The following is a 26524-nucleotide window of genomic DNA, read 5'->3' as shown; positions in this document are numbered from 1 at the left end:
AATTTTTATTAAAATTAGTCGAAATATGTGCTTTATCACTTATATAATCCTAGCAAAAAGTTATAAAATACTATTATACATATATACATATAATCAAAATCATCACGTTTTAACTGTAAGTTTGAAAAACTCATTTTGTACTGGTAACCTTTTACCTTAAATTTGCACAGCTGTAAAAATGTGAGAAATATTTTTCACATTAGATTGTACCGAAATACAATTAGATCCAGCAAATGAACGAAAGTGGAAAAAGAGAAAAGAGATAAAACAAGCTGGACTATTTGTAATGAGTGTCAAGGACGTGGCAAAAAAAGCCGCGGTCTTAGTGACAAAGCGCGACGCCAATACCAGAATGCAGTAGACCAATTTGAAAAAACAAATGGCAAAGGAACAGTTCCTATTCGACCTAAAGCTCACCAACATACTTGCTTAAATTGTAATGGATCTGGATTGATTCCTTCTGACAATCATCCTGAAGCAGATACAGAAAATTATCCCCATGTTGCTATTATTGGCGCCGGAATTGGCGGAGTAGCATTAGCTGCTGCCTGTTTACATCGCGGTATTCCTTTTACGCTTTACGAACGTGATGCTAATTTTGCAGCTCGATCCCAGGGTTACGGACTTACTTTGCAGCAAGCAAGCAAAGCAATCGAAGGATTAGGTATTTTTTCTTTAGATGAAAAAGTAATTTCAACCAGACATTTAGTTCATACTACAGAAGGAAAAGTGATTGGAGAATGGGGAATTCGTAAATGGCTGCAGCAGGATGCGAAAAAATCTTCGAAACGCACCAATATGCACATCGCAAGACAATCTTTACGATTAGCATTACTTGAGCAGCTCGACGGACATGATACTGTACAATGGGGACATCAACTAATTGATTTTAAAGAAAATGATGATGATATTGAACTAAATTTTCAAGTAAATGGAGAACTTAAAACATCTAAAGCCGACCTTATCGTTGGTGCCGATGGTATTCGCAGCTCGGTTCGCAGATTATTGATTGGTGAGGATGTTACGCCTCTTCGCTATCTCGATTGTATTGTAATATTAGGAATTTGCCCTTTAAGCGCTCTAATAGATGTTGAGAGTTCTTTATTAGATTCAGCAACTGTATTTCAAACTGCCAATGGAAATGAACGAATTTATATAATGCCTTACACGGCAGATTCTGTAATGTGGCAGCTTAGTTTTCCAATGCCGGAAGAAGATGCTAAAGCGTTAAGCGCACTTGGACCAAAAGCACTTAAAGAAGAAGCCTGCCGTAGAACTCAGTGGCATAATCCTATTCCTCAAATTTTATCAGCGACAATGGAAGCGCAAATTTCTGGATATCCGGTATATGACCGTGAATTACTCCAATCTGAATTACTGGAGAAAGCTGGAAAAGTTACACTAATTGGAGATGCAGCCCACCCAATGAGTCCGTTTAAAGGACAAGGAGCCAATCAAGCTTTACTGGATGCACTCACACTCGCAAGAGGAATTTCAAAAGAATGCCGACCGCTTTCTGAATGGAGAAAAAAAGGAATTAGAAAAACTGTTTTAACCGACTTTGAAACAGAAATGCTAGAACGCAGTGCTGTTAAAGTAAAAGACTCTGCAGATGCGGCACAATTTCTTCATTCGGAAATCGTACTTCACGAAGGCAATGAACCGAGAGGACGTTGTTTGAAGAAAAAAGAAGCTTAAAAATTCTTCTATTCTAATTTTAAAATGAATATCGTGAACTTTTTCTTTCATCAAATCTTATAACTGATGAAATTCCCCTACAATATTTCTCAAAAATGACAATAATAGCACCTATATCTTAAATTTGGTGATAATTATTAAATAAATAACTATAATTGCATCAAATTATTAAACTTTTTTCACACTTTGAAATAATTTCCCTTCACTATAATTAAAGATTTTGTAGTAAACATAAAATGGAAGATTATGTTTATGGACAGCCCGCCTTATGCTTCATGTATCTGGCGGGTTTTACAAATTATAATGTCTAATAAATACAAGCATTAATTATATTGAAATATTTAAAACCTTTTAAATACCGATCGGTATTTATTGTTATATTTACTGAGAATTTTAATTCAACTTAAAAAATCATGAATACTTCTGAGTTTATATTAGAAAAAGTTTCCCCAGTTTTCAACAAACAAGGATATGTTGGAACCAGTCTTACAGACATTACAAATGCAACTGGACTTACAAAAGGCGCTATATATTGTAATTTTTCTAATAAAGAAGATTTAGCATTACAAGCTTTTCACTATAATATAAACGAAGCAATAGCACCTTTGTTTAAATTAGTCGCTGCTACAGAAGGCAGTATAAATAAACTTCATGCCGTAACCAATTATCAGCGTAGTTATTATGATTTAGTCAAAGACAGAGGCGGATGTCCGATGCTGAGAGCAGGAATAGATACAAAATTTATTAATCCGTTATTGTTTAAAGCGGCACAAAAATTATCTCAAAAATTTATTATCGGTCTGACTACTATTATTAATGATGGAATCACTGCTAATCAAATTAAAAAAAATACAGATCCCTTTAAATATGCCAAAATAATCTTATCACTCATTGAAGGAAGTTCTCTTCTCGCATTTACCCATAACGATGAAAGTTATATAGCCAATGCTATGGACTTTATAGACAGTACTATAATTGCCGCTATTACCAAATAAAAATTTTTTAACCTTTCAAATACCGATCGGTATTTAATGCAATACATTTATAAAATGGAAAAAATACTAAAAACAAAAAGAAAAGTTAGATTTCAGGATTGTGATCCTTTTAATCATTTAAACAACTCGAAGTATCTAGAGTACTTTATTAATGTGAGAGAAGATCAAATCGCAGAGCATTATGACCTTGATATTTTTAAATACATGAAAAAAACAGGTCTCAGCTGGGTTGTGGCATCTAATCAAATAAGTTATATAAAACCAGCATTTACAATGGAAACGGTTTTAATTGATTCGCAATTAATTCAATATACGGATAATTTCCTGCTGGTTGAGATGAAAATGTGGAACGAAAGTGAAACCGAACTAAAATCTGTTTTATGGATAAAGTTTGTGCATTTTAATCTTCAAACTCAAAAAACAGCCAATCATTCTGATGAATTGATGCAGTTATTTCAATCGGTTGTTGTACCTGTAGACCAATCTATTTTTGAAAAAAGATCTATAGAAATTATTCAAAAATTAAAAAGCAGAACGGAAGTGAATCAGCAATAAAGCTTCAATAATTTAATAAATAAAAAAGCCCATTCCTATTCGGTTTGGGCTTTATTTTGTCTTACAACTTGAGTTTTTTAACTAATTCAAATAATTAGTTTTCTTTTAATTATTAGCAAGAGCTTTCAATGCAACATATCGGTCCAGGCTTTTAAAATTATGGCCTTTTGCTTTCATTGATTTGATATAAGATGGTGTGGTGCCTGTTGCTTTTGCTCCAACGATATCTTCTAAATTTAGATCTTCAAAACCAAGACTTTTATATTCTTTTACCAAATCTGGCGTTATATCTTGTGATTTCAAAGCGATCAGATTTTCTGCCTCTATGTTTTGAAAACCAGCATTCTGAAAACTTTTTACGTACTCTGGAGTTACATTCAGTGATTTCATACCAATAAGATCACTGTTTGAGATATTTTTATATCCCAGCTTTTTAAAAGAATCAACATATGCTTTGTCAATATTTAATGCTTTAAATGCAATAATATCATCGTCGCTATTATCGTTGTCATTATTATTGCTGCTAACTTCTTTATCATTGCTATCGTTATTATTTTTAGCAGAGCGAAAATCACTAATATATTTGGCATCAATTCCCTGCGATTTTAATGCAATAATATTACCCGGACTAACATCTTTATACCCAGAACTGCGTATTTCTTCAATAAAAGCTTTATCTATTCCTAATGATTTGAAAGGAACAAGATTGTCTAAATCAATCTCTGGAATTGCTTTTTTTATTGAAGTAATATAAGCTTCATTTACATCTAAAGCCGCTAGGGGAATAACTTGATCTTTGTCTAAATCGGTATAACCATTTTTCTTAAGCATCTGTACGTAAGACACTTTGACGTTTATCATAAAGAAAACCAAAAGATCATTATCATTTGCAAGCTCTACTCCTTCTTTGCGCATTGCTGTGCTGTAATCTTTGTTTGCAGTAAATTTATAAGTTCCCATTCCTCTGTCTCCTTCAAATTTTCCTGTAAAATACATCGTTCCTGCTTCACGCGTCAATGTAAATTCTCCTTGTTTGTCTCTTGGAAGATTACTGATTTCACTCAATTGAAAAGTACTGGAAGAATTATTCTCATCACTTTTAAAATTGATTTCTATAGAATTGCCTTTAATGGTAGCAAACCAGTTTCCGTCTGTTTTCATTCCGTTTTGAATGGCTGTTTCTTTTTGTGCTTCCCCTTTAGAATTTAGGGTTTGACTCTGCGCTGCCGGTTGATTAAAAAGGCAGGCAAAAAGCACCATTAACGGCACTAGGAAAAAATATTTCCAAGTGGTGTGCACATTTGATTTTTTTGAGTTCATCATGATGATTCGTTTTTTTAATAATGATTGATTATAATTGGTTGTAAGACTCAATGGAAATTGCGGCGCAGCAACCTGCAGTAAGCTGAACTGATAACTTTCTTTTTCAACGTTATCTTGTTGCAGCATTTGATCGTCTGTTAAAAATTCTAGATTGGTCTCTAAGGCTTTTCTCCATTGCCAAGCAAAAGGATTAAACCATTGAAAGATCAGAACAATCTCGGCAAGCAACAGATCGATAGTGTGTTTCTGTTCGATATGAATTTTTTCATGAAGCAAAATCTGGCTGTAGGTTTCCCATTCGTATTTTTCAGGATTAATAAAAATATTATTGCCGAAAGAGCACGGAGCTTTATCTCCTGTTATTTCCACAATACGAAATTTACCATCTTGAATAACCGATTTAGAATTGGCCCTAAATAGTAATATAACAGCCTGCATTAAAAAATTAAGTCCAAATATTACGACTCCAAACCAGTACAAATACACCAAACACTTTAATAAGACATCAACATTGATTACTTGTTTCGTCTGTTCTGTAAGTGTTGGCTGAACTGTAGGCTCTTTTACTGCTGTTGAAGTAAGATTTTCAACTGGAGCTTTGACAAGTGTAATGTTCTTTTCGGTATCAATTTTTCTAAACGATAATTGCTGAGGTACTGGAACCAAAGGCAGAATAAAAGCCAGTACCATACAAGACAGCAGTATATATCTGTTTAAATGAAAAAAAGTTTCTTTTTGCAAAAGCAGTTTGTAAAACGCAAAGCAAGCTGAAAGAATAAGTGCTGTATATAAAATATAAGGTATCATATTTTTTCTTTTTTAATGATGCTGACGATTTCATCCAACTCCTTTTCTGAAAGCTTTTGTTCTTTTGCAAAAAAGGCTAGCATTCTCGGATACGAATTATCAAAATACTGACTTACGATATCCTTTAAAGCAAATTGCTGGTATTCTTCTCTGCTGATTATTGGAAAAAAGCAATGCATATTTCCAGCAGTTTCATAATTCAAAAATCCTTTTTCGGCAAGTATCTTCACAATTGTGGCTACACTATTGTAATGTGGCTTTGGATCTGGCAGCAATGGAATAATATCTCTTATAAAGGCTTTATCCAGATCCCAAAAAACCTGCATGATCTGTTCTTCTCTTTTGGCTAATTTTATCATGGTTGAATATTTTGATGCAAGATACTACTAATTAATTAGTAGACAAACTAATTGTTTAGTTTTTTAACTAATAAATTAGTTTTTATGTGAAAAATATAGTAATTACGGCGCAAAAAAAATCATTAAAAAACAAAATAAACAATTGATCTTCAATAACTAAATAAAAAAAAGCTAAACTTTTCAGTCTAGCTTTTTCATTCATTTCGAAATATAAATGCACTTAGTTCTTGACAAAATCAGTATCACTTAAGGTTTTCATAAAAGCAATAAGATTGATTTTTTCTTGTTCTGTAAGCGGAATTCGTTTGCCATTTTCTTTAAAAATTGGATCCAGATTTTCAGCATCTAAAACGCCATTATCAAAATAATCCAAAACAGATTCTAAAGTTGCAAATTGTCCAAAACTTCCATAAGGAGCTGTATATTCTATATTTCTTAACGTCGGCACACAAAAACTCATAAAATCAGCAGCAATTCCAGTAACCCTGCCACGCCCTGCTTCATTGGTGTCAGTGTTTAAAGGAAAACCAATATTTCTAAAACTCTGATCTGTAAACAATTCTGAACTGTGACAACTCGCGCATTTTTGCTGAAAAGTTTGATAACCCTGCAATTCGCTTTCTGTAAAAGATGCTGTATTTCGTTTTACTTTATCATATTTGCTGTTAGCAGAAATTAAAGTGTATTCAAATTGTGCAATACTTTTATAGATCCTTTCAGGAGTAATACTCTCATCTCCAAAGGCTTTTTGGAACAAATCTTTATAAACGGCATCATCTTTAATTTTACCTATAACTTCTAAAATAGAGGAATCCATTTCTTCGTGCGTTATAATAGGCACTAACGTTTGCGTTTCCAGCTGCAGTTTACTTCCATCCCAATTGTAAAATTTCATAAAAGCCAAATTTTGAATGGATGGCGTATTGCGAAGTCCAATTCTGCCTTCAATTCCAACTGCTTGTGCATGCTGGTCTGTAAAAGCATTTGCCTGAATATGACAGCTTGAGCAGGAAATGGTATTATCTGCACTGAATTTTTTTTCTGAGAAAAGCTTTTCACCTAATTCCACACCGTATTTTGTCGGCTTGTTTAGACTTACAAAACTATTTAGTTCTGGAAATCCAGACGGAATATTCAGCGAAATTTCAGGATTATCAATAGAAATCATATCCGAATCATCGCTGTTACATGACGCAAACAATAATAATAGAGATATGAAGCCGGCTATTTTTTTCATTATAAATAATTTAAAACAGAACCGCCAATTCTTAAATTAAGACGGTTCTGAAAATATGATTTTAGTTTTCTACACCTGTAACAGAAAACATTCCTGTAATATCGCTTGAACCATTTCCTCCGAAATTATCAACAAATTTTACCATTTGAGCAGCTGTATGAATATTTGGAGTTGCGTTATCGGCATCTCCAGTTCCTGTAGATAACGTAATTGTATTTGTTTTTCCGCTTAACATTTTATCAAAATCAGCTTTAATTTTGATTTTCGGAGCTTTGCTTCCAACAACTGCATTTGTTGTCAAGTTTAAAGTAATATCTCTATAAGCATTTACACCTTGCGTATAACTGCCTGCAGTTCCTTGTACAGTACTTCCGGTGTGAATAGACATTGTTTTATTATCAGTATCATAAAAGCCTTCTACTTTTGTAAAACGGTAGCCGCTTCCCCATTCCCACATCATTGCGGTATCGTTAGCGCCAGCTGCAGCATAGAAATTTGGAAATCTTGCTTGGTCTAAAGTGTTTTGCTCTGGCTTAATACCCAAACCAAATTTAATCTGCTTATAAGTTGCAGATGGCACATTACTCAAAACATAACTTAATGTCGCCGTTTTTGATTGATCGATAACTGTTGCACCTTTATCCAAATCATTTACATTATATGGAACTTCGTCTCCATTATCTTTTACAAGACGGATATTACTAATCACATATTTCAATTCTGAAAAATGATGTACCTGCCCAGCCGCAGAAGTATTTGTCGTTGCAGAAGTTGAAGTTGCAGCACCTAAAACAATAGTCGTATTCTTAAATGTATTATTGAATTCTAACGTTACATTGTTTGCAACAGGATTATCATCATCACTTGAACACGATACAAATGCCAATGAAGCGATTGATAGTAATAAGTATTTTTTAAAATTTTGCATTTCTTTTAATTTAATTTTTGTATTTCTATTTTTATTAATGAGATTAGGTAATACCAAATAAAATAGGTGGCGGTACAAAAATTTCGAGACAAGGTTCTAACAAACCCAATTCTTTATAAATTAATATTTTACTAGAATTTATAATTTTTAGAACTGGAACTGTAAATTCGAAATTAGATATTAAAGTGATATCGATTTTCTTACCGATACTCGTAAGTTCCAAATCGTTGTTATCTGATTTTTCTAATTCTTTCTTTAAATGACATTTACCATGGCATTGCAGTTCTGGTTTGGCTTTGTTGACACAAAACTCTTGCTCTATGTTCTTCTGATTCAGTTTAAAGTGTACAATAATCAATGCCTGCTGGAAAGAAACCAGCAGAAACAGCATTGTCATTGTGAAACTAAAAACTTTTTTCATTTTTATTAGAAATTGAATTTTAAAGAGGTAAAAACATTACGCCCCATTCTCGGAATATTTCCCCAGTCTGCATAAGTGCTATAATATTCATTTAATAAATTTTCTGCTCCAACCTGCACAACGGTTTTTACTTTATTGATTTTAAAAGAATAATCGGCAGAAATATTCCATATTGTGTAAGCAGATGTCAAGTCCTCGCCATATTCTGGGCTGTAATTAATTTGCTCGAAATCACCATTTACAGAAGTTTGGATTCCGAAATTTTTATGCATAAAATGAAGCGAAGTCTGATAACTCAACGGACGAATAAAAGGCAGATTTCCTCCTTTATCATCCATTCCGCGTGCATAAGTCAGCGTTCCTTTCCAATGCAGATGCGGTAAAATATCATAACTGGCATTCATGGACATATTTAAAAGCGTTGCATTGTCTAAAGAAGTATAACCTTTTACTCCAACGGACTGATAATTCATCGGACTTCCCATGCTTAAAATCCTTCCAATGATGTAATTTTCAATGTAGAAGTAATTTATTTTTCCTTGAATACTCAACCTTTCGTTTTTAAAACCTGCACTTGCATTTCCTTCGTATGAAATCTCATTTTTCAAATTAGGATTTCCGATATAATCGTAACGGTCAAAACTATTGTAGATATAGTAACCGTAACCTTCAGAAACAGAAGGCGCTCGATGTCCGTAACCTGTTCCTACAGAAAAATTAAAATGATCAACATCCAGATTATAACCTGCATGTAAACTCGGCAGAAATCTTGTTTTTTCCTGAGGCGCTCCAGGATGAAAAATCCAGTTGAATTCTACATATTTGGAATAATTGTAATTTACGCCCAAGGAACCTCCTAAATTCACCTGGCTTTTCTCTGATAGATCCCAAGAATTATTCATCGAAAGTCCAGCATATCGCGTCGTTACCCACGGCCAGCTGTACGCAAACATAGTTCTTTTGCTTCGATCCTGCGGATACATTCGCATTTCTGCAATTGATAAATTATCGTAAGCATTCAACTGTATTTCAGAAGAATAACTGCCTTTTTTTGCATTTGCTTTAGAAACCAGACCATAAGTCGTGCTCCATCCCGGCATATCCATATGAACTAGATTTTCGGGACGAGTGGTGTCATCCATATAATGCTCGATTGCGTTGAAATAAATCTTTGTATCTACAACTTTTATTAAACCTTCCTCAAATAATTGCTTATAAGAAGCCGATGTGATAAGCGCACGCGAAAGCGATAAATCCATTGGCAACGCTGGATATCCAACATCTTTTGCCATATCAAAAATCGCATCCAATCTTACTGAGGATAAATCAGTTGTTTTATAAGCAAAACCTAATGAGGTGTTGAATTTTTTATATTGTGAATGTTTGACTTCGTCATTATTTCCATCATAATAATCATCAGCTTTTCGATAAGAGATGCTTCCTTCTGCCACAAACTTTTCTCCAGAATAAGCTACATTTCCAAGATTAAAAAACTGTTTGTTATTAAATTCGAATCCGCTTTGGTAGACTCCATTCCACTTTTTAGCGAGACCAAAAGGAGTGCTTTTTCTTTTTAAATCGATACTTCCCGCAACAGTTGCACCGTGTAGGCTTCCTTCCTGCCCTGATTTTATGTCAATGGTAGAAAGATTATTACTCTCTACATAAGACGTTATTGGGTCCATTTTATCCGTACAAGCTCCAAAAACGTGCATTCCGTCAATTGTAACGGTAGAACGTTCGGAACTCATATTATTGAGCAGCGGTTCCCACGCGTAAGCCCCACGTTTTATAAAACTAATATTATCTGATGATGACAAAAATTCGTCAACTGAAACCGCCATTTTCATTTCGGTCTCGATTTTCTTTTTGGCTGCGTTTTTTACTTGTACTTCTTCTAAGTTTTTTATGCTGTCGTGATGAACGTGCACATTTTGAGCAGTTACAGACATTCCTAAAAAAAGTAACATTACTATATATTTCATGTTTTTAAAATAATGTATCAATATAAAGTTCACTTTTCACGCCTTCAACTCCAGGCGTAAAATCTGTTGGAACGACAGTTCCTTTTATGATCAACCCATTTTGATTCATCATTATTAAATTCAAAGTCCAGTTTCCCGTCATCGTATAATTCACAACTCCATGATACAAACCATCATTTTGCTGTGTCAAATCCTGATTATTGGGCGAAGAATGATTTCCCATTGACGGCTCTGGCATTCTTGGATCTAATTTTAAAGTATAACCAGTCACTTCTGAATAAGAAAATTGTGAAGGATCTGGAAAAGTTCCACCTGCATCAGCTGGTTTATTGTATTTGTAAATACCTGCGACTAATTTATTTTCAGAAACGGTAGGTTTTTGCGGCGAAACTAATGCAATCACATATTGCTCGTCATCTTTTCCTGTAAAGCTGGTCATATTGAGGTTTTTATTGCTTTGCTTTTCAACAGAAATGTCTTTAGTCACTTCATATTTTTGATTGTCGGCAATAAAACTCACATACAGTTTCCAGCTGTTTGCTGCGGCGCTTTCATTGGTAAATACAGAATATCCAGCGAAATATTTATTAGCCATATCGTATTGCAGATTATACTCATGCGGACATGACATTTTGCTTCCGTCTGTATTGCTCATGATTGGTAAAAAAGTTACTTCAGATGCGCTTACATTTTGATTGGTCTGCGTATTTGTAATTTTCAAATGAAGCTCATTATACCCTTTATAAAATGTCCCGTTTAAAGCTTCAATACTTATTTTATAAAGACCGCTGGTTAATGAAACCGCTTCTTTAAATTCATAATATTCTGGAACTTGAGAACCTATTTCAGCTTCGTAATCTGTTTTATCGATTGTACAGGAAGTAATTACACACAATAGTGCAATGACTAAAAATTTAAAAGATTTCATTGTAATGAATGTTAGAAAACTGTTTAAAACACAGCATAAAGCAGTCAGATTTCGAAAATCAAAAAAGCGAAAGTGCTGTGAAGTTTGAATGTGTTTTTTAATTGAAATAATACATTTCAGGGTATATTTATTCAATTATTGAATAGAGATCAATGATTTCTGTAGAAAATAATATTTGCAGATGTACGTGTTCGTTAAAAACTCAATTGTAAAATTCATATCATATGAAAAATACTACCACAAGTGTTTTATATCATTAAATATGAATAATGATATAATTTCTAAACAAAATTAAAACTGAAATATTGATCTAAATAACTAGACTGGAGGGTGAAAAGTAAGATTAGAAGCCGAAATTGGTTTCTTTTCGAATAAAGTAGAAGTATTTTCTTTTGATTCAATAACGGGAACAATGTCAAAGCTAATTTCTGGAGTGCTTTGAACGTAAATTAGCTCTAATTTGTCTTTTAGGCTGTCCTGCATTTTTCTTTCGTTATCAGAGTATTTTTTGATGCTTTTTTGAAGTTCGCATCGGCCATTACAACTATTAAATGCCAGTTTACGTTGTACACAAATTGTTTTAGCTATTTCTTTCTGATTGATTTTAAATGAAGCATATACGAACAAGCTGCCAAATGATGGCGATAAGATTAAAATCGAAAGTGCTATTATAATTACCCTTTTCAACTGCTTGTTGTTCTATTTTGGCAACAAAAATACATACTATTTTGTATTTATTTTAACTAAAAGTGTTTTTTATAATCTAAATTAATTTTGAGGATAAAAATTTTGCGATTCAGTTTACATAAAACTATTGATTAAAAGAAGGTTATGTGATAATTTGATAACAAATTACAATTATTATGTAACTAATTCGTCTAAGGTCTTTTTACTTTTGACATACTTAACTTAATATTTTACAGCCATGGAAACTCCCGTAATCAACAATAGTAAAAGAAACTTTATATGCACGACAATTCTGTCTAAAGGAGACAATGACGAATTGGTATTCACAAGATCTTATCGCGGAGATTGGGGACATTGGGATGATAAAATTGAAACTACTACCCAATCTGATATCGAATTAGATAATACTGAATTAGACACAGCAGCTAGTGAACAGCAAATGAGCTAATTATATTTTGTGACGGAAATATTAAAATTTACAAATTATTATCGTCACAATTAAAAACATGTTTAAAACCATTTTCTTGTAGAGTTACAACTACATCTTTAAGTCCATTGTCAATATTTGAAGTAATGGAACGGAGAACGTGTTTTAAATCACTAAAACTATTTGGTTTGACAAAATAACAAACTGCACCTAATTTTGATGCGGTCTCAAGATCATTTTTATGGGATGAAGTTGAGATCATGATAACGTGTATGTCTTTATAACGGCTATCTGATTTTAAGTGCATAAGACAATCCCATCCATTCATTATTGGCATGTTTAAGTCTAGAAAAATGACACTTGGAAGTTCTTTCAGTCCGTCCAGTATTCTCAAAGCATCGCTGCCATTCACAGCGCAATGACATATTATACTTTCATCGATATCTGCTAATGCTTCACAGAACATTTCTGTGTCATCCATATCGTCATCAGCCAGTAAAATTATTTTTTGATCCATTTCTTTAATATTAAATATCATTCTCATTTTGCTCAAATGGCAATGTAATAACAAATACAGCTCCTTTACCTACAGTACCATCAGCACTAATTGTGCCGCCATGGCGTTCTGCAATTTTTTTACAAAGTGACAATCCTAAACCTGTACCTTCGTAGCTGTCTTTAGAATTTAAACGGGTAAATGTCTCAAATATTCTTTCGGCTTGACTCTCATCAAACCCTATTCCGTTGTCTTCTAGTGTAATTACAACCCAATTTTTATCTAATTTAATAATTTTTTCTGAAGAAATTTTTATTTCTGGGGGCGTACCTTCTTTTGCAAATTTAATAGAATTATTGATGAGATTGTAAAAAAGCTGATAAAGTAAAACCGATGCTCCTTCTAAAACTGGAAGATTGTCATGATAGATTTTTCCGCCTGTTCTCTGCAGTGAAACTTCTAAATCTGTTTCGATATTTTTTATAACTTCATTTAAATCTACTAATGCCGTTTTCTGTGAATCTGCATTGATTTTAGAATATGCCAGTACACCATCGATCATATTGAACATACGCTCTGCCGCTACATTAATTCTGCCAATATATTTAGAAGCAGGCTCATCTAACTGATCTTGTAAATGATCTTCAAGTCGGCCCACAAATGTCTTAATTTTTCTAACTGGTTCCTTTAAATCGTGCGAAGCGACATGGGCAAACTGCTGTAAATCTTCGTTAGAACGCTGTAATTCTTTGGTGCGGTCTGCTACTAAAAATTCTAATTTTTCTGTGATTGTCTTTTGTTCATGAATATCGGTACAAGTACCAAACCATTTACTAATGACTCCAGTTTTTTCTTTAATTGGAACAGCTTTACTTAAAAACCATCGATATTCTCCAGTGTTCCCATTTTTCAATCGGAATTCTGTTTGATAAAAATTCCCCGATTGAACACTTTGATACCAATTCTCGAGAACAAATGTCACATCATCTGGATGTATTTTTGGCACCCAGCTTAGATCTCCATATTCATCTACTTCAAAACCAGTATATTCATACCAACGTCTGTTGTAATAATCTATATAACCATCTGGATTACCAGTCCAGATAATTTGAGGAACAAGGTCTGCAAGCTGCCTGAATTTCTCTTCACTTTCTTTGATAACCTGTTGCAGCTCTTTTTGCGAAGTAATATCACTCGCAGCACCAAACCACTCAATTATATTATTTTGATCGTCTAATATTGGAACTACTCTCGAAAACGTCCAGCCTACAGTACCATCTGGCGCAATAGTTCTATGTTCAAGTTCAAATATACTTTTCTCCGCAATAGATTTAGCGATAAGATTCATTACCTTTTCACGATCATTTTGATGAATAAAATGTTCTAACCATTTTGATACAGGTTCTTCAGAATCTGAAAGAGAACCTCCTCCATCAAGACTTCGCATGATTTTCCAATCGGCATCTATTTGATATACTACATTTGATGCTGCATTTACCAAAGCTCGAAAACGACTTTCGCTTTCTTCCATTTTTTGTCTGGCTGTAACTTGCTGTGTAACATCTATTGCTACCTGGATCATTCCTGTTATCTGTCCATTTTCCAGCAAAGGACGATATGCTAAATTATAATAGTATTTTCCTAATTGACCAGTGCGGTTATGCACAACAAGCACTTCACTTTGATCAAAAGGGATTCCTTTAAAATACACATTTTTAACCTGTTCCCACACGTATTGTCCCTCAAGCTCAGGAAGAACGGCAATTAATGGCATTCCAATAATTTCGTATCCGCGACCAATTAGTTCAAGCATGTGTTTATTAATCTGCTCAATAACCAAATCGTCTCCTTTTAATACTAATGTTGGAGATGGGGTCTGATCGATCATAGATTTTAATCTGCTTTCGCTGTCTTCTAGTTTTCTTCTGGAAAGTACTTGCTCTGTTACGTCCAATGCAACATGTAAAACCGCCGAATTCCCATCTGAATCTTTAATACAATCATAAGAAAAATTGAAATATCGACGTTCCAGAATACCATCTATTACTAAATCTACAGGCTGTTCTTCTCCACGAAAAGGAACTCCTGTTTTTTGAACATTAATAACAGTTTGAAGTGCTGGCTGTCCTAAAAGTTCTGGTAAGGCATCAATCATTTTTTTTCCGAGTACCTCATCTGGATTGGTTTTGTTCATGAATTTGAGCATCGGCTTATTAATTGTTTCAATAATAACTTCCTCTCCTCTAGACAGTAACATTGCTATTGGCGACTGCTCAATCATATGGCGAAACCTATTTTCGCTTTGCTGACGTTTTTCTTCTGCCTGTTTTATTTCCGTTATATCTCTGGTTGTTCCTGCAATGGCTTCAACTTCGCCTTTTTCGTTAAAAACTGGGGCAAAAATATAGTCATAAATACGCTTTCCTAGTTCTGCATGAGGAAAAGACACTGTTCCTCGAATGGATCTTTTTTCAGCGGCTACAAAATCAATTTCCCTTTCGTGCATCAAGGCATGCCATTCTTCATAACCATTTTCTCTTAAACCCAGACCAATAGAATCTTCTGCAAATTTCCCCCACATTGTCAATAAAGCTTTATTGGCATAGGTAAATTTATAGTTGAGATCAAAAACATAGACTAAATCGGGTGTATTATTTATAACGGAATCGTATAGACGTTTTTGCTTCTCAGCAGCAGTAAGTGCATTATTTAAGGCTATTTCTGCCTGTCTTTTTTCTGTAATATCCTCTGTGGTAACTACAAGTAACTCTCCTTGTTTTGTTGCAGTAAATTTAAACCAGTGTATGGTTTCATTACTTTCGTACCACTGCTCAAAACTGGCAGTCAGGCCGGTTTCGGCTGTTTCGATAAACTTTTGAAAAATATCGCTTCTGTTTACGTTAGGAAAAATTTCGCTGTAATTTTTATCTTGATAGCCAGAATCTTCAATCCAGTTAAACATATAAGTATTGAGTAAAACAATTGAAAAATCTTTTACTCGGCCTTCATCATTATACAAAGACTTTAGAACTACAATACCATTTGGCACAGAGTTAAAAACGGTTTGAAAAAGCTCTAAATTATGTATTAACTCCATTGCTGCTTGTAATGTCTAGACGTTTCGTTTAGAACTTTATAGGTTATCGATTTAAGGTGTGTTTATGCTATAAGTTATTAAAATATTTGGCAGTACTTCAAAATCAAAACAATTCAAAATTATAATGATTTCGGTTATAGATTAAAATCTGCCAGCTTCCTTAATCAAATATAAGAAAAAGCGACATTTTATACTAAAATTTTATTAAATAATAATTTTCTTTATTCCTTCATTTTAGTAGTCAATTCTGACCAGATTTTAGTGCCATTCTAATCAAATCAATTAATTATATTTGAATGCAAAGTAAAATCCCGGCAAAGCTTCATAGAAATGAGCAAAATCAGCACTTATTCACTCGAACATCATAAAAGTTTATTTACACATGAAATTAATCCAAAAGACTATTTCTATGTGCAGATTCAAGATCATCCTTATATAGATGTTCCCTATCGTGCAGAAAGTTACGCAATTGAATTTCTTAAGAAAGGGAGCATTATAATGCAGACCCGACTGGATAAAATTGTTATTGAAGCGCCTGCAATACTTGCGATTGGTCCAAATGTTATTAGAAGTTTTACCAAAAACAGCGAAGAAATTTTAATGGATATTATATTTTTTAAACCTGAGTTTTTTCTCGAAAGCCAGAGTAATATCTTTTTTCTTTCTCAATTTGATTTTTTCGAAAACAGCGATATGCATGTATTTCCTTTGGAGAAAAAAACAAAACCAAAATTCGAAAAGCTTTTTAATTTAATTAAAGAAACAGTCAGCGTCGAACATTTTCATCAAGCTTCTATTTTGAGAAGTTATTTGTACATTCTCATATTTGAACTGGATACTATAAAAAAAGCTTTTTCCAATAAAGAAATCCAAAATCCTTTGTTCGAAAAGTTTAAAGAGCTTGTAGCGAAAGATTTTACAAAACATCGATCTCCCACATATTACGCAGATCATTTAAATGTGACTCGAAAATATCTTTCTGAAGTAATTAAAAACAACAGTGGTAAAACGACACGCGAATGGATTGATAATATGGTAATTCTCGAAGCTAAAGTTTTACTTCATAATAAATCATTAACCATCAATCAAATAAGTGATACTTTAAACTTTTCCAATCAATCTGTTTTTGGAAAATTCTTTAAAACCCAAACGGGAATTTCTCCCTTAGAATACCGAATCAACAATTAGATTCAAACTGACTTTCTGACCAACATATCAGACTTTTAAACCTTTATTTATAAAACAAATTATAGCAGTTTTGCTAAATAACAATTCAAGTATATAAATAAAAGAAATCATGTCTAAAAAAGCGCAATTTGTAGTTATCATAATGGAAACGGCTTCTTGGATGGAAAGCCAGGCTCAAAAGTTTTATGCTGCTTTATTTCCATCAGTTGAAGAAGGAGAAAGATTCGCTGCTAAAAACCTTTCTATTTCAGAACTTTTTAAAGTTCAAAATGATTTTAATATTGAAGTTTTGATGGTGTATGAAAATGAAAATCCATCATCTTTCCTACACTTAAACTCTTTCAGGATTTTTAATGAAAAAATCAAAGCAGAAAAACCAATTTGTGTGGAATACATTATTTATTCAAACCCAAAAGAAATTCTACTACTTACAGATCGCGCAGAAGTAATTGCAAAACAAAGAAAAAACGATTTAATCTGGGTAAAACTATTTGAATTTGATGTTGTTCTAAAAGAAACTTTAGAATCTAATGGGTATGAAAAATTTGATTTCGAGGAAAATGAAACCACTTCCAAACAAATCTATCTAAAAAAAGCTATCCCAAACTAAAGAGTTAAATTCATAAACCTTTGACCTTTGCCGCTCTGACTCTTTGAACCTCAGAATCTCAGAACCTTAGTCCCTCAGAACCTTAGTCCCTCAGAACCTTAAAAAATCACCTATCCATCCACTGCTTAAAAAAAGGTGTTTTTTCCCTGCTGATAATTACTTCGCGTTCCGGATCTAATTTCAATTGAATTTTAAGTTTGGAATTGAAATAATTGGCAATAGAATAAATGCTTTCGGCACGAATAAAAACCTTTCTGTTGGCCCTAAAAAAGATATTCGGATCTAATTCATGTTCCAATTCTTCCATGGTCTGCGGAATAGCAATTACTACACCCGATTTTAGAAACAAATTACTCGTTTTAAACTCAGAATACACAAAATCAATATCCGAAACATCTACGCTTTTATAGCCGTCACGATAAGTAACCAAAAAGCGTAATCTGTATTTGGGTTTGTGAATCAGCTCTTTTATGATTCCGGCAATATTAGGAACGCCAATTTCTTTTTGGGCTAAAGATTTGAATTTGCTTAAAGCATATTCCAGTTCGCTTTTCTCAATTGGTTTCATCAAATAATCGATGCTGTTTACCTTAAAAGCTCGAATGGCATATTCATCATAAGCCGTCGTAAAAATAACTGGACAAGTAATGTTGATTTCTTCAAAAATAGAAAAGCTTAATCCGTCTGCCAATCGAATATCCATAGTAATTATATCTGGAGCTGGATTTGAGTGCAGCCACGCCACAGTATCTACAACCGTATCGATAATCCCTAGAATTTCACAATTGGGTTCCAATTCCTCGAGCAGTCTTTTTAAACGGTTGGCGTTTATACTTTCATCTTCTACAATTAAAATCTTCATATTCCTTCCTCTAAATTAATGGCAGACGTGCATAATAATTTCCGTTAGACTCGCAAAAATCTGGCATTCGGTCAAATAATATTTTATACCGAAATTCTATGTTTTTATTTCCAATTTTGGTAGAAGTCAGGCTTTTTCCAGCAGTTCGCTGCAAGTTATTTCGAACTATAATATCTTTCAAATCGGAATATACCAAAATTGTAAGCGGACAAGCTAAAGTCGCCATATTATGTTTTACAGCATTTTCAACCAGTAATTGCAAAGTCAAAGGTGGTAAATGAAGTCCCATACAAGATTGATCAACCTGTATTTTTAAATCGATTTTTTCTCCAAGTCTTTTCTTCAAAAGATAAAAATAGGCGTTTAAAAACTCTATTTCTTCTTTTACACTTATGGTATCTTTATTCAAGTTAGAAATCATGTAACGATAAACCCTTGTAATATTTTCTAAAAAAGAGGCGGCTTCGTCTTGATTTTCATAAATTAACTCCGTCAGCGTACTGAAATTATTGAAGATAAAATGCGGATCTAACTGCAATTTTAAAGATTCGAGTTCAGATCTCGTAACCGCTTCCTGCAGCTCCGATGCTTTAATTTTTAATTCGGCTGTTTCTTCAGAGTTTAAACGCCATCTGTTCAGTAAAAATATTCCAGTATGAATGGCACTTATAAAAAGAGAAATAATAGCTGCCATAATTTTTGACTGCCAAATGATAACCAATTCATTTTCTTCAAAATCTATACGGGGATATAGATAATCCCACAGGCAGAAAAAAAGATAATTTAAAAGAATATTCCCGGCAATTAGACATATAAATTGTGCTATTGCCCTAAAAGCAGGGTTTTGGTCCCAGCGTATATAATAATTTAATCTTCTGCCGACAAAAAGCGTAAGCTCGGTAAGTATCGCGCAATACAGCAGAATAATGAAAATATCGAAAGTCTGATCTAAGTCCAGCAAACCTTGATCTTCAAAATTTCTATAAGGATTTAAAAAGTAATAGGAAGACAAATACACTAAAAAAACAGCTGGAATTACTATAATTCTGTAGTATTTATAGAAAAAATTCTTTCCTGATTTTTTATTTTGTTTTTGTCTTCCCATTAAATATAACTTTTCGAGCAGATGCTGTTATTGCATTAATGCTCCACTAAAACATTCTCGTTTACAGTTACTGTCTTAATAGTTTTAACCGCTTTCTTTTCGCGCATAACACCCCATTTTAAACAAGTTGCTCCCCACGAAAATCCTGCGCCAAATGTAGTAATCAATAAGTTCTGACCTGGTTTAAAGTCTTCTTTAAAATCCCATAAACACAATGGAACTGTTGCAGATGTTGTGTTTCCGTAACGGTGAATATTCACTTTTACTTTTTCAGAATCGATATTTAGGTTTTCGCTTACTGCATTTATGATTCTTAAGTTAGCCTGATGCGGAATTACCCAGTCAATTTGTGCTGCGTGTAATTCATTTTTAGCCAAAGCATCTTGCGAAACCTGACTCATAGAAGCAACTGCTTTCTTAAAAACAAAAGCACCTTCTTGTTTTAAATAATTGGTTCTGTGCAAAAGGCTCTGCATTGAAGTTGGATTTCTAGATCCTCCTGAAGGCACCAATAATGAAGACGTTCCGCTTCCGTCTGTCTTCAAAATAGTTTTCATTAATCCGTTATCCGATTCTGTTTTTTCTAACAAAACTGCTCCTGCTCCATCACCAAAGAGAATACACGTATTTCTGTCTTCATAATCTACGATCGAGCTCATTTTATCTGCTCCAACGACAATTATTTTAGAATAACGTCCGCTTTCGATCATATTTGCTCCCATTTCCAGCGCATATAAAAAACCGCTGCAAGCCGCATTCATGTCAAATCCGAAAGCATTTGCAAGACCGCTTTTTTCACATACAATACTAGCAGTTGGTGCCAAAATATGGTCGGGAGTTGCTGTTGCCACAAGCAAAGCTTCAACCTCTAGACGGTCTACATTATAATTTTCTAAAAGGTTCTCAATTGCAGCACTGGCAAGGTCTGAGGTTGCTGTGTTACAATCTGCAATTCTACGTTCTTTTATTCCAGTTCGTTTTTCGATCCATTCTTCTGATGTATCAACGGTTTCTGAAATTTTTTTATTGGTTAGGATTGATGATGGTACAAAACCACCTATAGCTGTTATAACTGCATTCATTTGTTTGGAATTTTTAACGGGTACAAAAATAACACTAATAATTCGGAAACGATAATAATGGGATGTCTAATCCTGCTGCCATTATTCTGGTTTTACTTTTATGAACCAGAGAATCCCAAAAACCATATTTTTGGGGTACCATAACTAAAATATCAGCTTCATAACTTTTAATTTCTTTCTTTATCTCATTAATCACAGCATTTGAGCGGACTGTTTTATAGAGATATTTCACTTCTTCAAACTCTTTTTCGAGCGTTGAGTTTAATAAAATTCTATTCTGTTCTTCTTTTAGGGCATCCAATTTCTCATCAACACTGAAAAATTCAATTTCAGCCCCAAGATTTCCGATTACTCTTTTCATCCAACTGAACTTTTTAATAGCCGAAAAACCTAAAGCATCGCACGCGTAAAGTACTCTTTGTACATTTTCAAAGCGAGCTTTTTCTGGAACTGCTAAAACTGGAATATTTAAATTCTTAATGATTGATGTTGTGGTATTTCCTAGCAATTCCTGCTCAAAAGAACGTTCTGCCATTCCCATTACTACTAAACTGGCTTCAGTTTGAGAAATTATAGATGGAAGTTCGTCTTCTAAAAAGGAGAAATTACAGATCGAATTCACCTCGATTTTAAACAGATCGGCAATTTCTTTCCCTAAAGTTTCAAGTCTCGAAGTAGCTTTCTCGATTTGTTTCTGCATGGCGTCTGCAGTTATGTGCGAATTAGCGCTGTGCACGCTCAAGGAAAACGAATTAAATAGAACTAATTTTGCCCCAGTAGCTTTTGCAAGTCCCGCAGCATAATTAACCGCATTATTTGCTATAGCCGAAAAGTTGGTAGCAGCTATTATAGTAAGTGGTGGAATCATAAAATTGGATTAAAGTATTTGTTCTGCAAAATTGCCCAATTAAACGCTTCACTATTTTTTTTACTCACCGAAGAATCATTTTTCAATACCCAACCGTAAATTTTCGTTTCTGAAAATATGGGTTTCAAATGTTATAAGCGTATATTATTGGGGTTGGGGGTTTTGTTTTTTACTTTCTAATCAAGCAAGAAAAAGAATATTGGTTCTATAAAAGAGCCCGCATCAGCAAGCTCTTTTTTCATTCATTAAAAACTAAAAAATTATCCCAAACTCATTCCACCATCCATAATAAAATCAGCACCAGTAATAAAAACCGCAGCATCACTACTCAAATAAGAAACCATTTTAGCGACATCTTCTGCCCTTCCCATTTGTTTGAGCGGGACTTTTTCTATTACGACATCCATAATATCTTTAACGGTGGCTTCGTCTAGACCTACTTTGTTCATGACTTCGGTTTGGGTTGGTCCTGGACTTACTGAATTGACTCTGATTTTTCTTGGCGCTAATTCTAATGCCGCCGATTTCATTACTGAATTCAAAGCCGTTTTACTTGCTGAATAAACGGAAGATCCCGGCCCCGGCATACTCGCTGTATTCGAAGAAAGTAAAACTACTGAAGCGCCGTCTTTCAGAATCGGAATAAATTTGCTGAGCGTGAAATAAGCTCCTTTAAGATTGATATTCATAATATTGTCAAATAGTTCTTCTGTAGTTTGTTCGATTGTTCCTAAACCTGCAATTCCAGCATTGATAAATAAAATATCTAACAAACCAAAATTAGCTTTTACCTGAGCGGCCAGGTTTTCGATATCCGAAATATTTGATTGATCTGCTGTAATGGCAGTAACATGTAATTCTGAAGCTGCTTTTTCTATCGCTTCCTTTCTTCTTCCTGTAATAATAACCTGTGCACCGTGCTCTTTTAATTGTTTGGCTGTAGCATAACCTATTCCGCTGTTTCCGCCCGTTATTACTACAATTTTATTCTCTAAATTGTTCATTTGTATGTCCTTTAAAATTAATAAAGCAAAGATAAATTCAAATTGGTATAACTTTGTAACCAGTATCATAGAGTATACCAGATATGGATTTTAACAGTAAAACAGCAGCAAAAAATCAATTTTATTCAAAACGGAGAATTTAGTGTTAAATATCTACTAACTATAATGCCGTTTTTAGGTTAAAAAAATCCGATTTATTTAGATATTTCATTCATTTATCTTAATTTATTTCTAAAACTTCATTAAACAGCTGTTAAAAGTTAACAAGAATTAATTGAAAATCTTCGAAGAAAACGTATATTTGAGATAACACAGAATTATATTATCGTGCAAGAAAAAACAAAATCACATAGTTTTATATTTCCAAAAACTCCAACTGGAGTCGACGGATTAGACGAGATTACAGGTGGCGGCTTTCCTAAAGGACGTCCAACTTTAATTTGCGGTGGTGCCGGATGCGGAAAAACATTGTTGTCTATGCAATTTCTTATTAAAGGAATTACAGATTACAATGAACCTGGAGTTTTCATGTCTTTTGAAGAACCTTCGGATGACCTTACTTTAAACGTTAAATCGCTTGGCTTTGATTTAGAGCAGCTTAAAAAAAATAAGAAACTTGTAGTAGATCATGTTCGTGTCGAAAGATCGGAGATTGAAGAAGCAGGTGAATACGATCTCGATGGCCTTTTTATTCGATTAGGTCATGCCATCGATTCTATAAAAGCAACACGTGTTGTTTTGGATACGATCGAATCTCTATTTGCAGGTCTTGATAATCAGGCGATTCTTAGGGCCGAATTGCGAAGATTATTCCATTGGCTCAAAACGAAAGGTGTAACAGCAGTTATTACAGGAGAACGCGGTGAAGCAACGTTAACCCGCCAAGGTTTGGAAGAATACGTTTCGGACTGTGTAATTGTTCTCGATCATCGTGTAATTGAGCAGGTTTCGACCAGAAGACTTCGAATTGTAAAATATAGAGGTTCAACGCATGGAACAAACGAATATCCGTTTTTAATTGATGAGGATGGAATTTCGGTTCTTCCTATTACATCATTAAAATTGGACAACGAAGTTTCATCAGATGTAATTCCGACGGGCGTTCCTGGATTGAACGAAATGTTTAATGGCGGCGGATTCTACCGTGGCAGCAACATATTAGTTTCTGGAACGGCTGGAACGGCAAAAACTACAGTGGCTTGTTATTTTGCCAATGAACAGTGCCAAAAGAACGAAAAAACCATTTACTTTGCGTTCGAAGAATCGCCCCAGCAATTGGTTCGCAACATGAAGTCAATTGGGATTGATCTGGACAAACATATCAAGAAAGGCATTTTGCAAATTCATTCGTCACGTCCATCATTAAATGGTCTTGAACTGCATTTGCTTACGCTGCGAAAATTGATAAAAGATTTTCAGCCAACAACTATTATTATAGATCCAATTAGTAATTTAATTACGGTCGGAAGTGAACAAGAAGTGAGATCTATGCTCGTAAGACTTATTGATATGCTTAAAGCAAATAATATTACGGCATTGTTTACATCTTTGAACAAACAGACGGATAATTTTAGACCTGATCTGGCAGAAGAATCTGTTTCGTCATTGGTAGATACTTGGATCACAGTTCGTGATATGGAAGGTGTAGGCGAAAGAAACCGCGGTATCTTTATTATTAAAGCCAGAGGAATGGGGCATTCTAATCAGGTTAGAGAATTTGTTATAACCGGCAACGGAATAGAATTATTGGATGTAGAATTAGGACCACAGGGAATTCTGACTGGTGCTGCGAGAAAATCACATCAATTCAAGAAAACTATTTCTGATATTAAAACTTCAAAACGAAATTAGCCGAAAAGACAGGGAAATTGAACGTAAACGCAAAGTCCTTGAAGCTAATATTGAAGCTTTAAGAAACGAATTTGAATCGGCAGAAGAAGAATTAAGCATCCTGAAAGCAACAGAAGAATTACAGGCTAAATTATCTTCTAACAAAAACAAATAAGATGAAAAAAGAAGTAGCCGAATGGCAATTATTGCTTTACATAGCAGGGCAAACGCCAAAATCGATCAAAGCACTTGAAAATATAAAAAAGTATGCCGAAGAACACCTTAAAGGAAAGTACAGCATCGAGATTATCGATTTGCTGAAGAATCCGCAATTGGCAGAAGGCGATCAAATTTTGGCTGTACCTACTTTGGTGAGAAAATTTCCTGAACCAATACGTAAAATTATTGGAGATCTTTCTAATGAAGAAAGAGTGCTTGTAGGACTTAATATCAAACCTATAACTGCTTAAATTATGGAAGATTCATCTGATGGCACTAGTACAACCAAACATAAATTCATACTTTTTGTTTCAGGTATGTCTGTTAAATCAGGACATGCAATCGAAAATTTGCGCAAAATCTGCGATACATACCTCACAGATAATTATGAATTAGAAATAATAGATATCAGCCGTGATAAAGAGCAAGCCGTGATTCATCAAATTGTAGCTATTCCTACATTGATAAAAACGCATCCAGAACCTAAAAGGATTATTTTAGGGGATTTATCAGATAAAGAAAAAGTATTGTACATACTTAATATAAGCGAATAATTTGGAAGACAACAAAAAAAATATAAACGCATTATTAGCAGAAATTGAGTCGCTAAAGGAAGAACTTTATGAGTCAACCAGCATCATTAATGCTATAAAGCAGGGAGATGTCGATGCGCTGGTAGTAAGCAGCAATGGAGTTCCTGAACTTTACTCTCTCGAAACTGCAGATTATACCTATCGTCTTCTTATTGAAAAATTTGGACAGGGCGCACTGAGCATTTCAAGAAACGGACTTATACTCTACTGCAATGAGTATTTTTCTAAATTGGTCGGAATACCGTCTGAGAAAATAATTGGAAATTATCTTAATGAATATTTTGCTAATCAAGAACAGTTTACTCAGTTAATTGAAGCGCTTCGTTATGGCATTACCACGCATGAGATTCTTTTAAAATCAGATAATGTTGAGAAGACTTTCCCTGCATATATCGCTTTAACAGATCTTGAGCCTGCTGTGGAAGCTATTGGAATCGTGATTACAGATTTAACCGAGAAGAAGAAACACGAAGAAGCTTTAATTCGGCATCAGAAGGAATTAGAAGAAAAAATACACGAATTGAATAAAACAAACCGTAATCTGGAGGAATTTATTCACGTAATCTCACATGACCTTAAGGAACCGCTTCGAAAAATTGTGATGAATACCGGCAGAATCGACGGAAGTTATTTTAAAGAAGCAGACACGAAAGCGATAAATGTTATGAAATTATCTGCCCTTCGATTGAATTCGCTGGTGGACGATTTAGTTTCGTATTCCTCACATACCGCGCAGGAAGAACGCACAGAAATAAACCTGAAATCTGTAATTTCTGAAGTAATTGAAGATTTTGAAATTATAATTTCTGATAAAAATGCGAAAATTAAAATTGGAAAATTACCAATCATTAAAGCTTCCAGAGTTCAAATGAGACAGCTTTTTTCTAATCTGATCTCAAACGCCATTAAGTACGGCAAAGCCAACACTCCACCAATAATAGAAATTTTTCAGGAAGAAAATTTAAATTCTGAAATACCAAATCAAAATAGTAAATTTGTAAAAGTTCAGGTAAAAGATAACGGCATTGGAATGGAAAAAAGTCATTTGCTGAAAATTTTTATCATTTTTCAGCGTCTGCATGCCCGAAATGAATATTCAGGAAACGGTATCGGTCTTGCCATCTGTAAAAAGATTATGGAAAACCACTCTGGAAATATTACCGTAGAAAGTAAATTGAACGAAGGCACAACATTTAATCTTTACTTCCCAATCTTATAAA

The 26524-nt window shown here is 34.0% G+C and carries 25 protein-coding genes; 10 read left to right on the top strand and 15 right to left on the bottom strand.

Annotated features, from left to right (window positions below; all coding sequences use genetic code 11):
* The first annotated feature begins 243 nt into the window (after positions 1-243).
* The 3 genes from QE431_RS08905 to QE431_RS08895 all read left to right on the top strand — a co-directional run bounded on the left by QE431_RS08905 (position 244) and on the right by QE431_RS08895 (position 3248).
* Positions 244-1698, top strand: a complete 1455-nt coding sequence (locus tag QE431_RS08905; RefSeq protein ID WP_307295088.1) for an FAD-dependent monooxygenase — start codon at positions 244-246, stop codon at positions 1696-1698.
* A 413-nt stretch (positions 1699-2111) separates the two neighbouring features.
* On the top strand, positions 2112-2693 hold the full coding sequence (locus QE431_RS08900) for a TetR/AcrR family transcriptional regulator (RefSeq protein WP_307295086.1): 582 nt from the start codon (positions 2112-2114) through the stop codon (positions 2691-2693).
* 54 nt (positions 2694-2747) lie between these two features.
* Positions 2748-3248, top strand: a complete 501-nt coding sequence (locus tag QE431_RS08895) for a thioesterase family protein (protein WP_057118247.1) — start codon at positions 2748-2750, stop codon at positions 3246-3248.
* Positions 3249-3353: 105 nt separating this feature from the next.
* On the opposite strand, the gene QE431_RS08890 is transcribed toward QE431_RS08895, so the two are convergent.
* The 8 genes from QE431_RS08890 to QE431_RS08855 all read right to left on the bottom strand — a co-directional run bounded on the left by QE431_RS08890 (position 3354) and on the right by QE431_RS08855 (position 11923).
* Entirely contained in the window at positions 3354-5378 is a 2025-nt protein-coding gene (locus QE431_RS08890) for a M56 family metallopeptidase (protein WP_307295084.1), read from the bottom strand.
* The gene (locus QE431_RS08885) at positions 5375-5737 is read right to left on the bottom strand and encodes a BlaI/MecI/CopY family transcriptional regulator (protein WP_307295082.1); all 363 of its coding nucleotides are present in this window, start codon (positions 5735-5737) and stop codon (positions 5375-5377) included. The genes QE431_RS08890 and QE431_RS08885 overlap by 4 nt, the downstream gene beginning before the upstream one ends.
* Before the next feature lie 220 nt (positions 5738-5957).
* Complete coding sequence (locus tag QE431_RS08880) at positions 5958-6974, bottom strand: cytochrome-c peroxidase (RefSeq protein ID WP_307295080.1); 1017 nt, start codon at positions 6972-6974, stop codon at positions 5958-5960.
* Positions 6975-7035: 61 nt separating this feature from the next.
* Positions 7036-7902 carry an MbnP family protein gene (locus QE431_RS08875; RefSeq protein WP_307295078.1) on the bottom strand — a complete coding sequence of 289 codons (867 nt, stop codon included), beginning with the start codon at positions 7900-7902 and terminating at the stop codon, positions 7036-7038.
* A 43-nt stretch (positions 7903-7945) separates the two neighbouring features.
* Positions 7946-8323, bottom strand: coding sequence for a hypothetical protein (locus QE431_RS08870; protein ID WP_057118255.1), 378 nt, complete (start codon positions 8321-8323; stop codon positions 7946-7948).
* A 5-nt stretch (positions 8324-8328) separates the two neighbouring features.
* Positions 8329-10308 (bottom strand): TonB-dependent siderophore receptor, encoded by a 1980-nt coding sequence (locus QE431_RS08865; protein ID WP_307295076.1) that lies wholly within the window; start codon positions 10306-10308, stop codon positions 8329-8331.
* 4 nt (positions 10309-10312) lie between these two features.
* The gene (locus QE431_RS08860; RefSeq protein ID WP_307295074.1) at positions 10313-11236 is read right to left on the bottom strand and encodes a hypothetical protein; all 924 of its coding nucleotides are present in this window, start codon (positions 11234-11236) and stop codon (positions 10313-10315) included.
* 318 nt (positions 11237-11554) lie between these two features.
* Positions 11555-11923, bottom strand: coding sequence for a hypothetical protein (locus QE431_RS08855; protein WP_057118258.1), 369 nt, complete (start codon positions 11921-11923; stop codon positions 11555-11557).
* Between the two features lie 238 nt (positions 11924-12161).
* Here QE431_RS08855 and QE431_RS08850 point away from each other — a divergent pair, with 238 nt between their 5' ends.
* Entirely contained in the window at positions 12162-12371 is a 210-nt protein-coding gene (locus QE431_RS08850; RefSeq protein ID WP_057118259.1) for a hypothetical protein, read from the top strand.
* A 28-nt stretch (positions 12372-12399) separates the two neighbouring features.
* On the opposite strand, the gene QE431_RS08845 is transcribed toward QE431_RS08850, so the two are convergent.
* Together QE431_RS08845 and QE431_RS08840 are read right to left on the bottom strand one after the other, a co-directional pair.
* Positions 12400-12867 (bottom strand): response regulator, encoded by a 468-nt coding sequence (locus tag QE431_RS08845; RefSeq protein ID WP_057119811.1) that lies wholly within the window; start codon positions 12865-12867, stop codon positions 12400-12402.
* 10 nt (positions 12868-12877) lie between these two features.
* On the bottom strand, positions 12878-15943 hold the full coding sequence (locus QE431_RS08840; RefSeq protein ID WP_307295069.1) for a PAS domain-containing sensor histidine kinase: 3066 nt from the start codon (positions 15941-15943) through the stop codon (positions 12878-12880).
* A 330-nt stretch (positions 15944-16273) separates the two neighbouring features.
* Here QE431_RS08840 and QE431_RS08835 point away from each other — a divergent pair, with 330 nt between their 5' ends.
* Positions 16274-17131: a helix-turn-helix domain-containing protein gene (locus QE431_RS08835; RefSeq protein WP_307295068.1), complete on the top strand. Its 858-nt coding sequence runs from the start codon at positions 16274-16276 to the stop codon at positions 17129-17131.
* A gap of 109 nt (positions 17132-17240) precedes the next feature.
* Entirely contained in the window at positions 17241-17741 is a 501-nt protein-coding gene (locus QE431_RS08830) for a hypothetical protein (protein ID WP_307295066.1), read from the top strand.
* A 106-nt stretch (positions 17742-17847) separates the two neighbouring features.
* Here the strand turns inward: QE431_RS08830 and QE431_RS08825 are convergent, their stop codons facing one another.
* The 5 genes from QE431_RS08825 to QE431_RS08805 all read right to left on the bottom strand — a co-directional run bounded on the left by QE431_RS08825 (position 17848) and on the right by QE431_RS08805 (position 22662).
* Positions 17848-18603, bottom strand: a complete 756-nt coding sequence (locus QE431_RS08825) for a LytTR family DNA-binding domain-containing protein (RefSeq protein ID WP_307295063.1) — start codon at positions 18601-18603, stop codon at positions 17848-17850.
* 10 nt (positions 18604-18613) lie between these two features.
* Positions 18614-19708, bottom strand: a complete 1095-nt coding sequence (locus tag QE431_RS08820) for a sensor histidine kinase (protein ID WP_057118263.1) — start codon at positions 19706-19708, stop codon at positions 18614-18616.
* A gap of 35 nt (positions 19709-19743) precedes the next feature.
* Entirely contained in the window at positions 19744-20790 is a 1047-nt protein-coding gene (locus tag QE431_RS08815; RefSeq protein ID WP_134141571.1) for a beta-ketoacyl-ACP synthase III, read from the bottom strand.
* Between the two features lie 34 nt (positions 20791-20824).
* Positions 20825-21658, bottom strand: coding sequence for a universal stress protein (locus QE431_RS08810; RefSeq protein WP_057118265.1), 834 nt, complete (start codon positions 21656-21658; stop codon positions 20825-20827).
* 260 nt (positions 21659-21918) lie between these two features.
* On the bottom strand, positions 21919-22662 hold the full coding sequence (locus QE431_RS08805) for an SDR family oxidoreductase (RefSeq protein ID WP_307295058.1): 744 nt from the start codon (positions 22660-22662) through the stop codon (positions 21919-21921).
* A 327-nt stretch (positions 22663-22989) separates the two neighbouring features.
* Between QE431_RS08805 and kaiC the strand changes: the two genes are divergently transcribed.
* From kaiC to QE431_RS08785, 4 genes are all read left to right on the top strand, one after another.
* Entirely contained in the window at positions 22990-24513 is a 1524-nt protein-coding gene (gene kaiC, locus QE431_RS08800; protein ID WP_307295056.1) for a circadian clock protein KaiC, read from the top strand.
* 155 nt (positions 24514-24668) lie between these two features.
* Complete coding sequence (locus tag QE431_RS08795; RefSeq protein WP_057118271.1) at positions 24669-24962, top strand: circadian clock KaiB family protein; 294 nt, start codon at positions 24669-24671, stop codon at positions 24960-24962.
* A 3-nt stretch (positions 24963-24965) separates the two neighbouring features.
* Positions 24966-25265, top strand: a complete 300-nt coding sequence (locus tag QE431_RS08790) for a circadian clock KaiB family protein (protein ID WP_057118272.1) — start codon at positions 24966-24968, stop codon at positions 25263-25265.
* 1 nt (position 25266) lies between these two features.
* Positions 25267-26523, top strand: coding sequence for an ATP-binding protein (locus tag QE431_RS08785; protein WP_307295052.1), 1257 nt, complete (start codon positions 25267-25269; stop codon positions 26521-26523).
* Position 26524: the final 1 nt, after the last annotated feature.

Source organism: Flavobacterium sp. SORGH_AS_0622, from assembly GCF_030818825.1.
GTDB lineage: Bacteria > Bacteroidota > Bacteroidia > Flavobacteriales > Flavobacteriaceae > Flavobacterium.
This window is presented reverse-complemented; position numbering and strand designations above follow the sequence as displayed.

Bases quoted from the DNA above. Each gene is read 5' to 3' on its own strand.
- QE431_RS08870 (WP_057118255.1), bottom strand. From the start codon at position 8,323: ATGAAAAAAGTTTTTAGTTTCACAATGACAATGCTGTTTCTGCTGGTT.
- QE431_RS08840 (WP_307295069.1), bottom strand. From the start codon at position 15,943: ATGGAGTTAATACATAATTTAGAGCTTTTTCAAACCGTTTTTAACTCT.
- QE431_RS08885 (WP_307295082.1), bottom strand. From the start codon at position 5,737: ATGATAAAATTAGCCAAAAGAGAAGAACAGATCATGCAGGTTTTTTGG.
- QE431_RS08880 (WP_307295080.1), bottom strand. From the start codon at position 6,974: ATGAAAAAAATAGCCGGCTTCATATCTCTATTATTATTGTTTGCGTCA.
- QE431_RS08850 (WP_057118259.1), top strand. From the start codon at position 12,162: ATGGAAACTCCCGTAATCAACAATAGTAAAAGAAACTTTATATGCACG.
- QE431_RS08895 (WP_057118247.1), top strand. From the start codon at position 2,748: ATGGAAAAAATACTAAAAACAAAAAGAAAAGTTAGATTTCAGGATTGT.
- QE431_RS08845 (WP_057119811.1), bottom strand. From the start codon at position 12,867: ATGGATCAAAAAATAATTTTACTGGCTGATGACGATATGGATGACACA.
- QE431_RS08795 (WP_057118271.1), top strand. From the start codon at position 24,669: ATGAAAAAAGAAGTAGCCGAATGGCAATTATTGCTTTACATAGCAGGG.
- QE431_RS08810 (WP_057118265.1), bottom strand. From the start codon at position 21,658: ATGATTCCACCACTTACTATAATAGCTGCTACCAACTTTTCGGCTATA.
- QE431_RS08805 (WP_307295058.1), bottom strand. From the start codon at position 22,662: ATGAACAATTTAGAGAATAAAATTGTAGTAATAACGGGCGGAAACAGC.
- QE431_RS08900 (WP_307295086.1), top strand. From the start codon at position 2,112: ATGAATACTTCTGAGTTTATATTAGAAAAAGTTTCCCCAGTTTTCAAC.
- QE431_RS08860 (WP_307295074.1), bottom strand. From the start codon at position 11,236: ATGAAATCTTTTAAATTTTTAGTCATTGCACTATTGTGTGTAATTACT.
- QE431_RS08825 (WP_307295063.1), bottom strand. From the start codon at position 18,603: ATGAAGATTTTAATTGTAGAAGATGAAAGTATAAACGCCAACCGTTTA.
- QE431_RS08790 (WP_057118272.1), top strand. From the start codon at position 24,966: ATGGAAGATTCATCTGATGGCACTAGTACAACCAAACATAAATTCATA.
- QE431_RS08820 (WP_057118263.1), bottom strand. From the start codon at position 19,708: ATGGGAAGACAAAAACAAAATAAAAAATCAGGAAAGAATTTTTTCTAT.
- QE431_RS08890 (WP_307295084.1), bottom strand. From the start codon at position 5,378: ATGATACCTTATATTTTATATACAGCACTTATTCTTTCAGCTTGCTTT.
- QE431_RS08865 (WP_307295076.1), bottom strand. From the start codon at position 10,308: ATGAAATATATAGTAATGTTACTTTTTTTAGGAATGTCTGTAACTGCT.
- QE431_RS08835 (WP_307295068.1), top strand. From the start codon at position 16,274: ATGAGCAAAATCAGCACTTATTCACTCGAACATCATAAAAGTTTATTT.
- QE431_RS08815 (WP_134141571.1), bottom strand. From the start codon at position 20,790: ATGAATGCAGTTATAACAGCTATAGGTGGTTTTGTACCATCATCAATC.
- QE431_RS08875 (WP_307295078.1), bottom strand. From the start codon at position 7,902: ATGCAAAATTTTAAAAAATACTTATTACTATCAATCGCTTCATTGGCA.
- QE431_RS08830 (WP_307295066.1), top strand. From the start codon at position 17,241: ATGTCTAAAAAAGCGCAATTTGTAGTTATCATAATGGAAACGGCTTCT.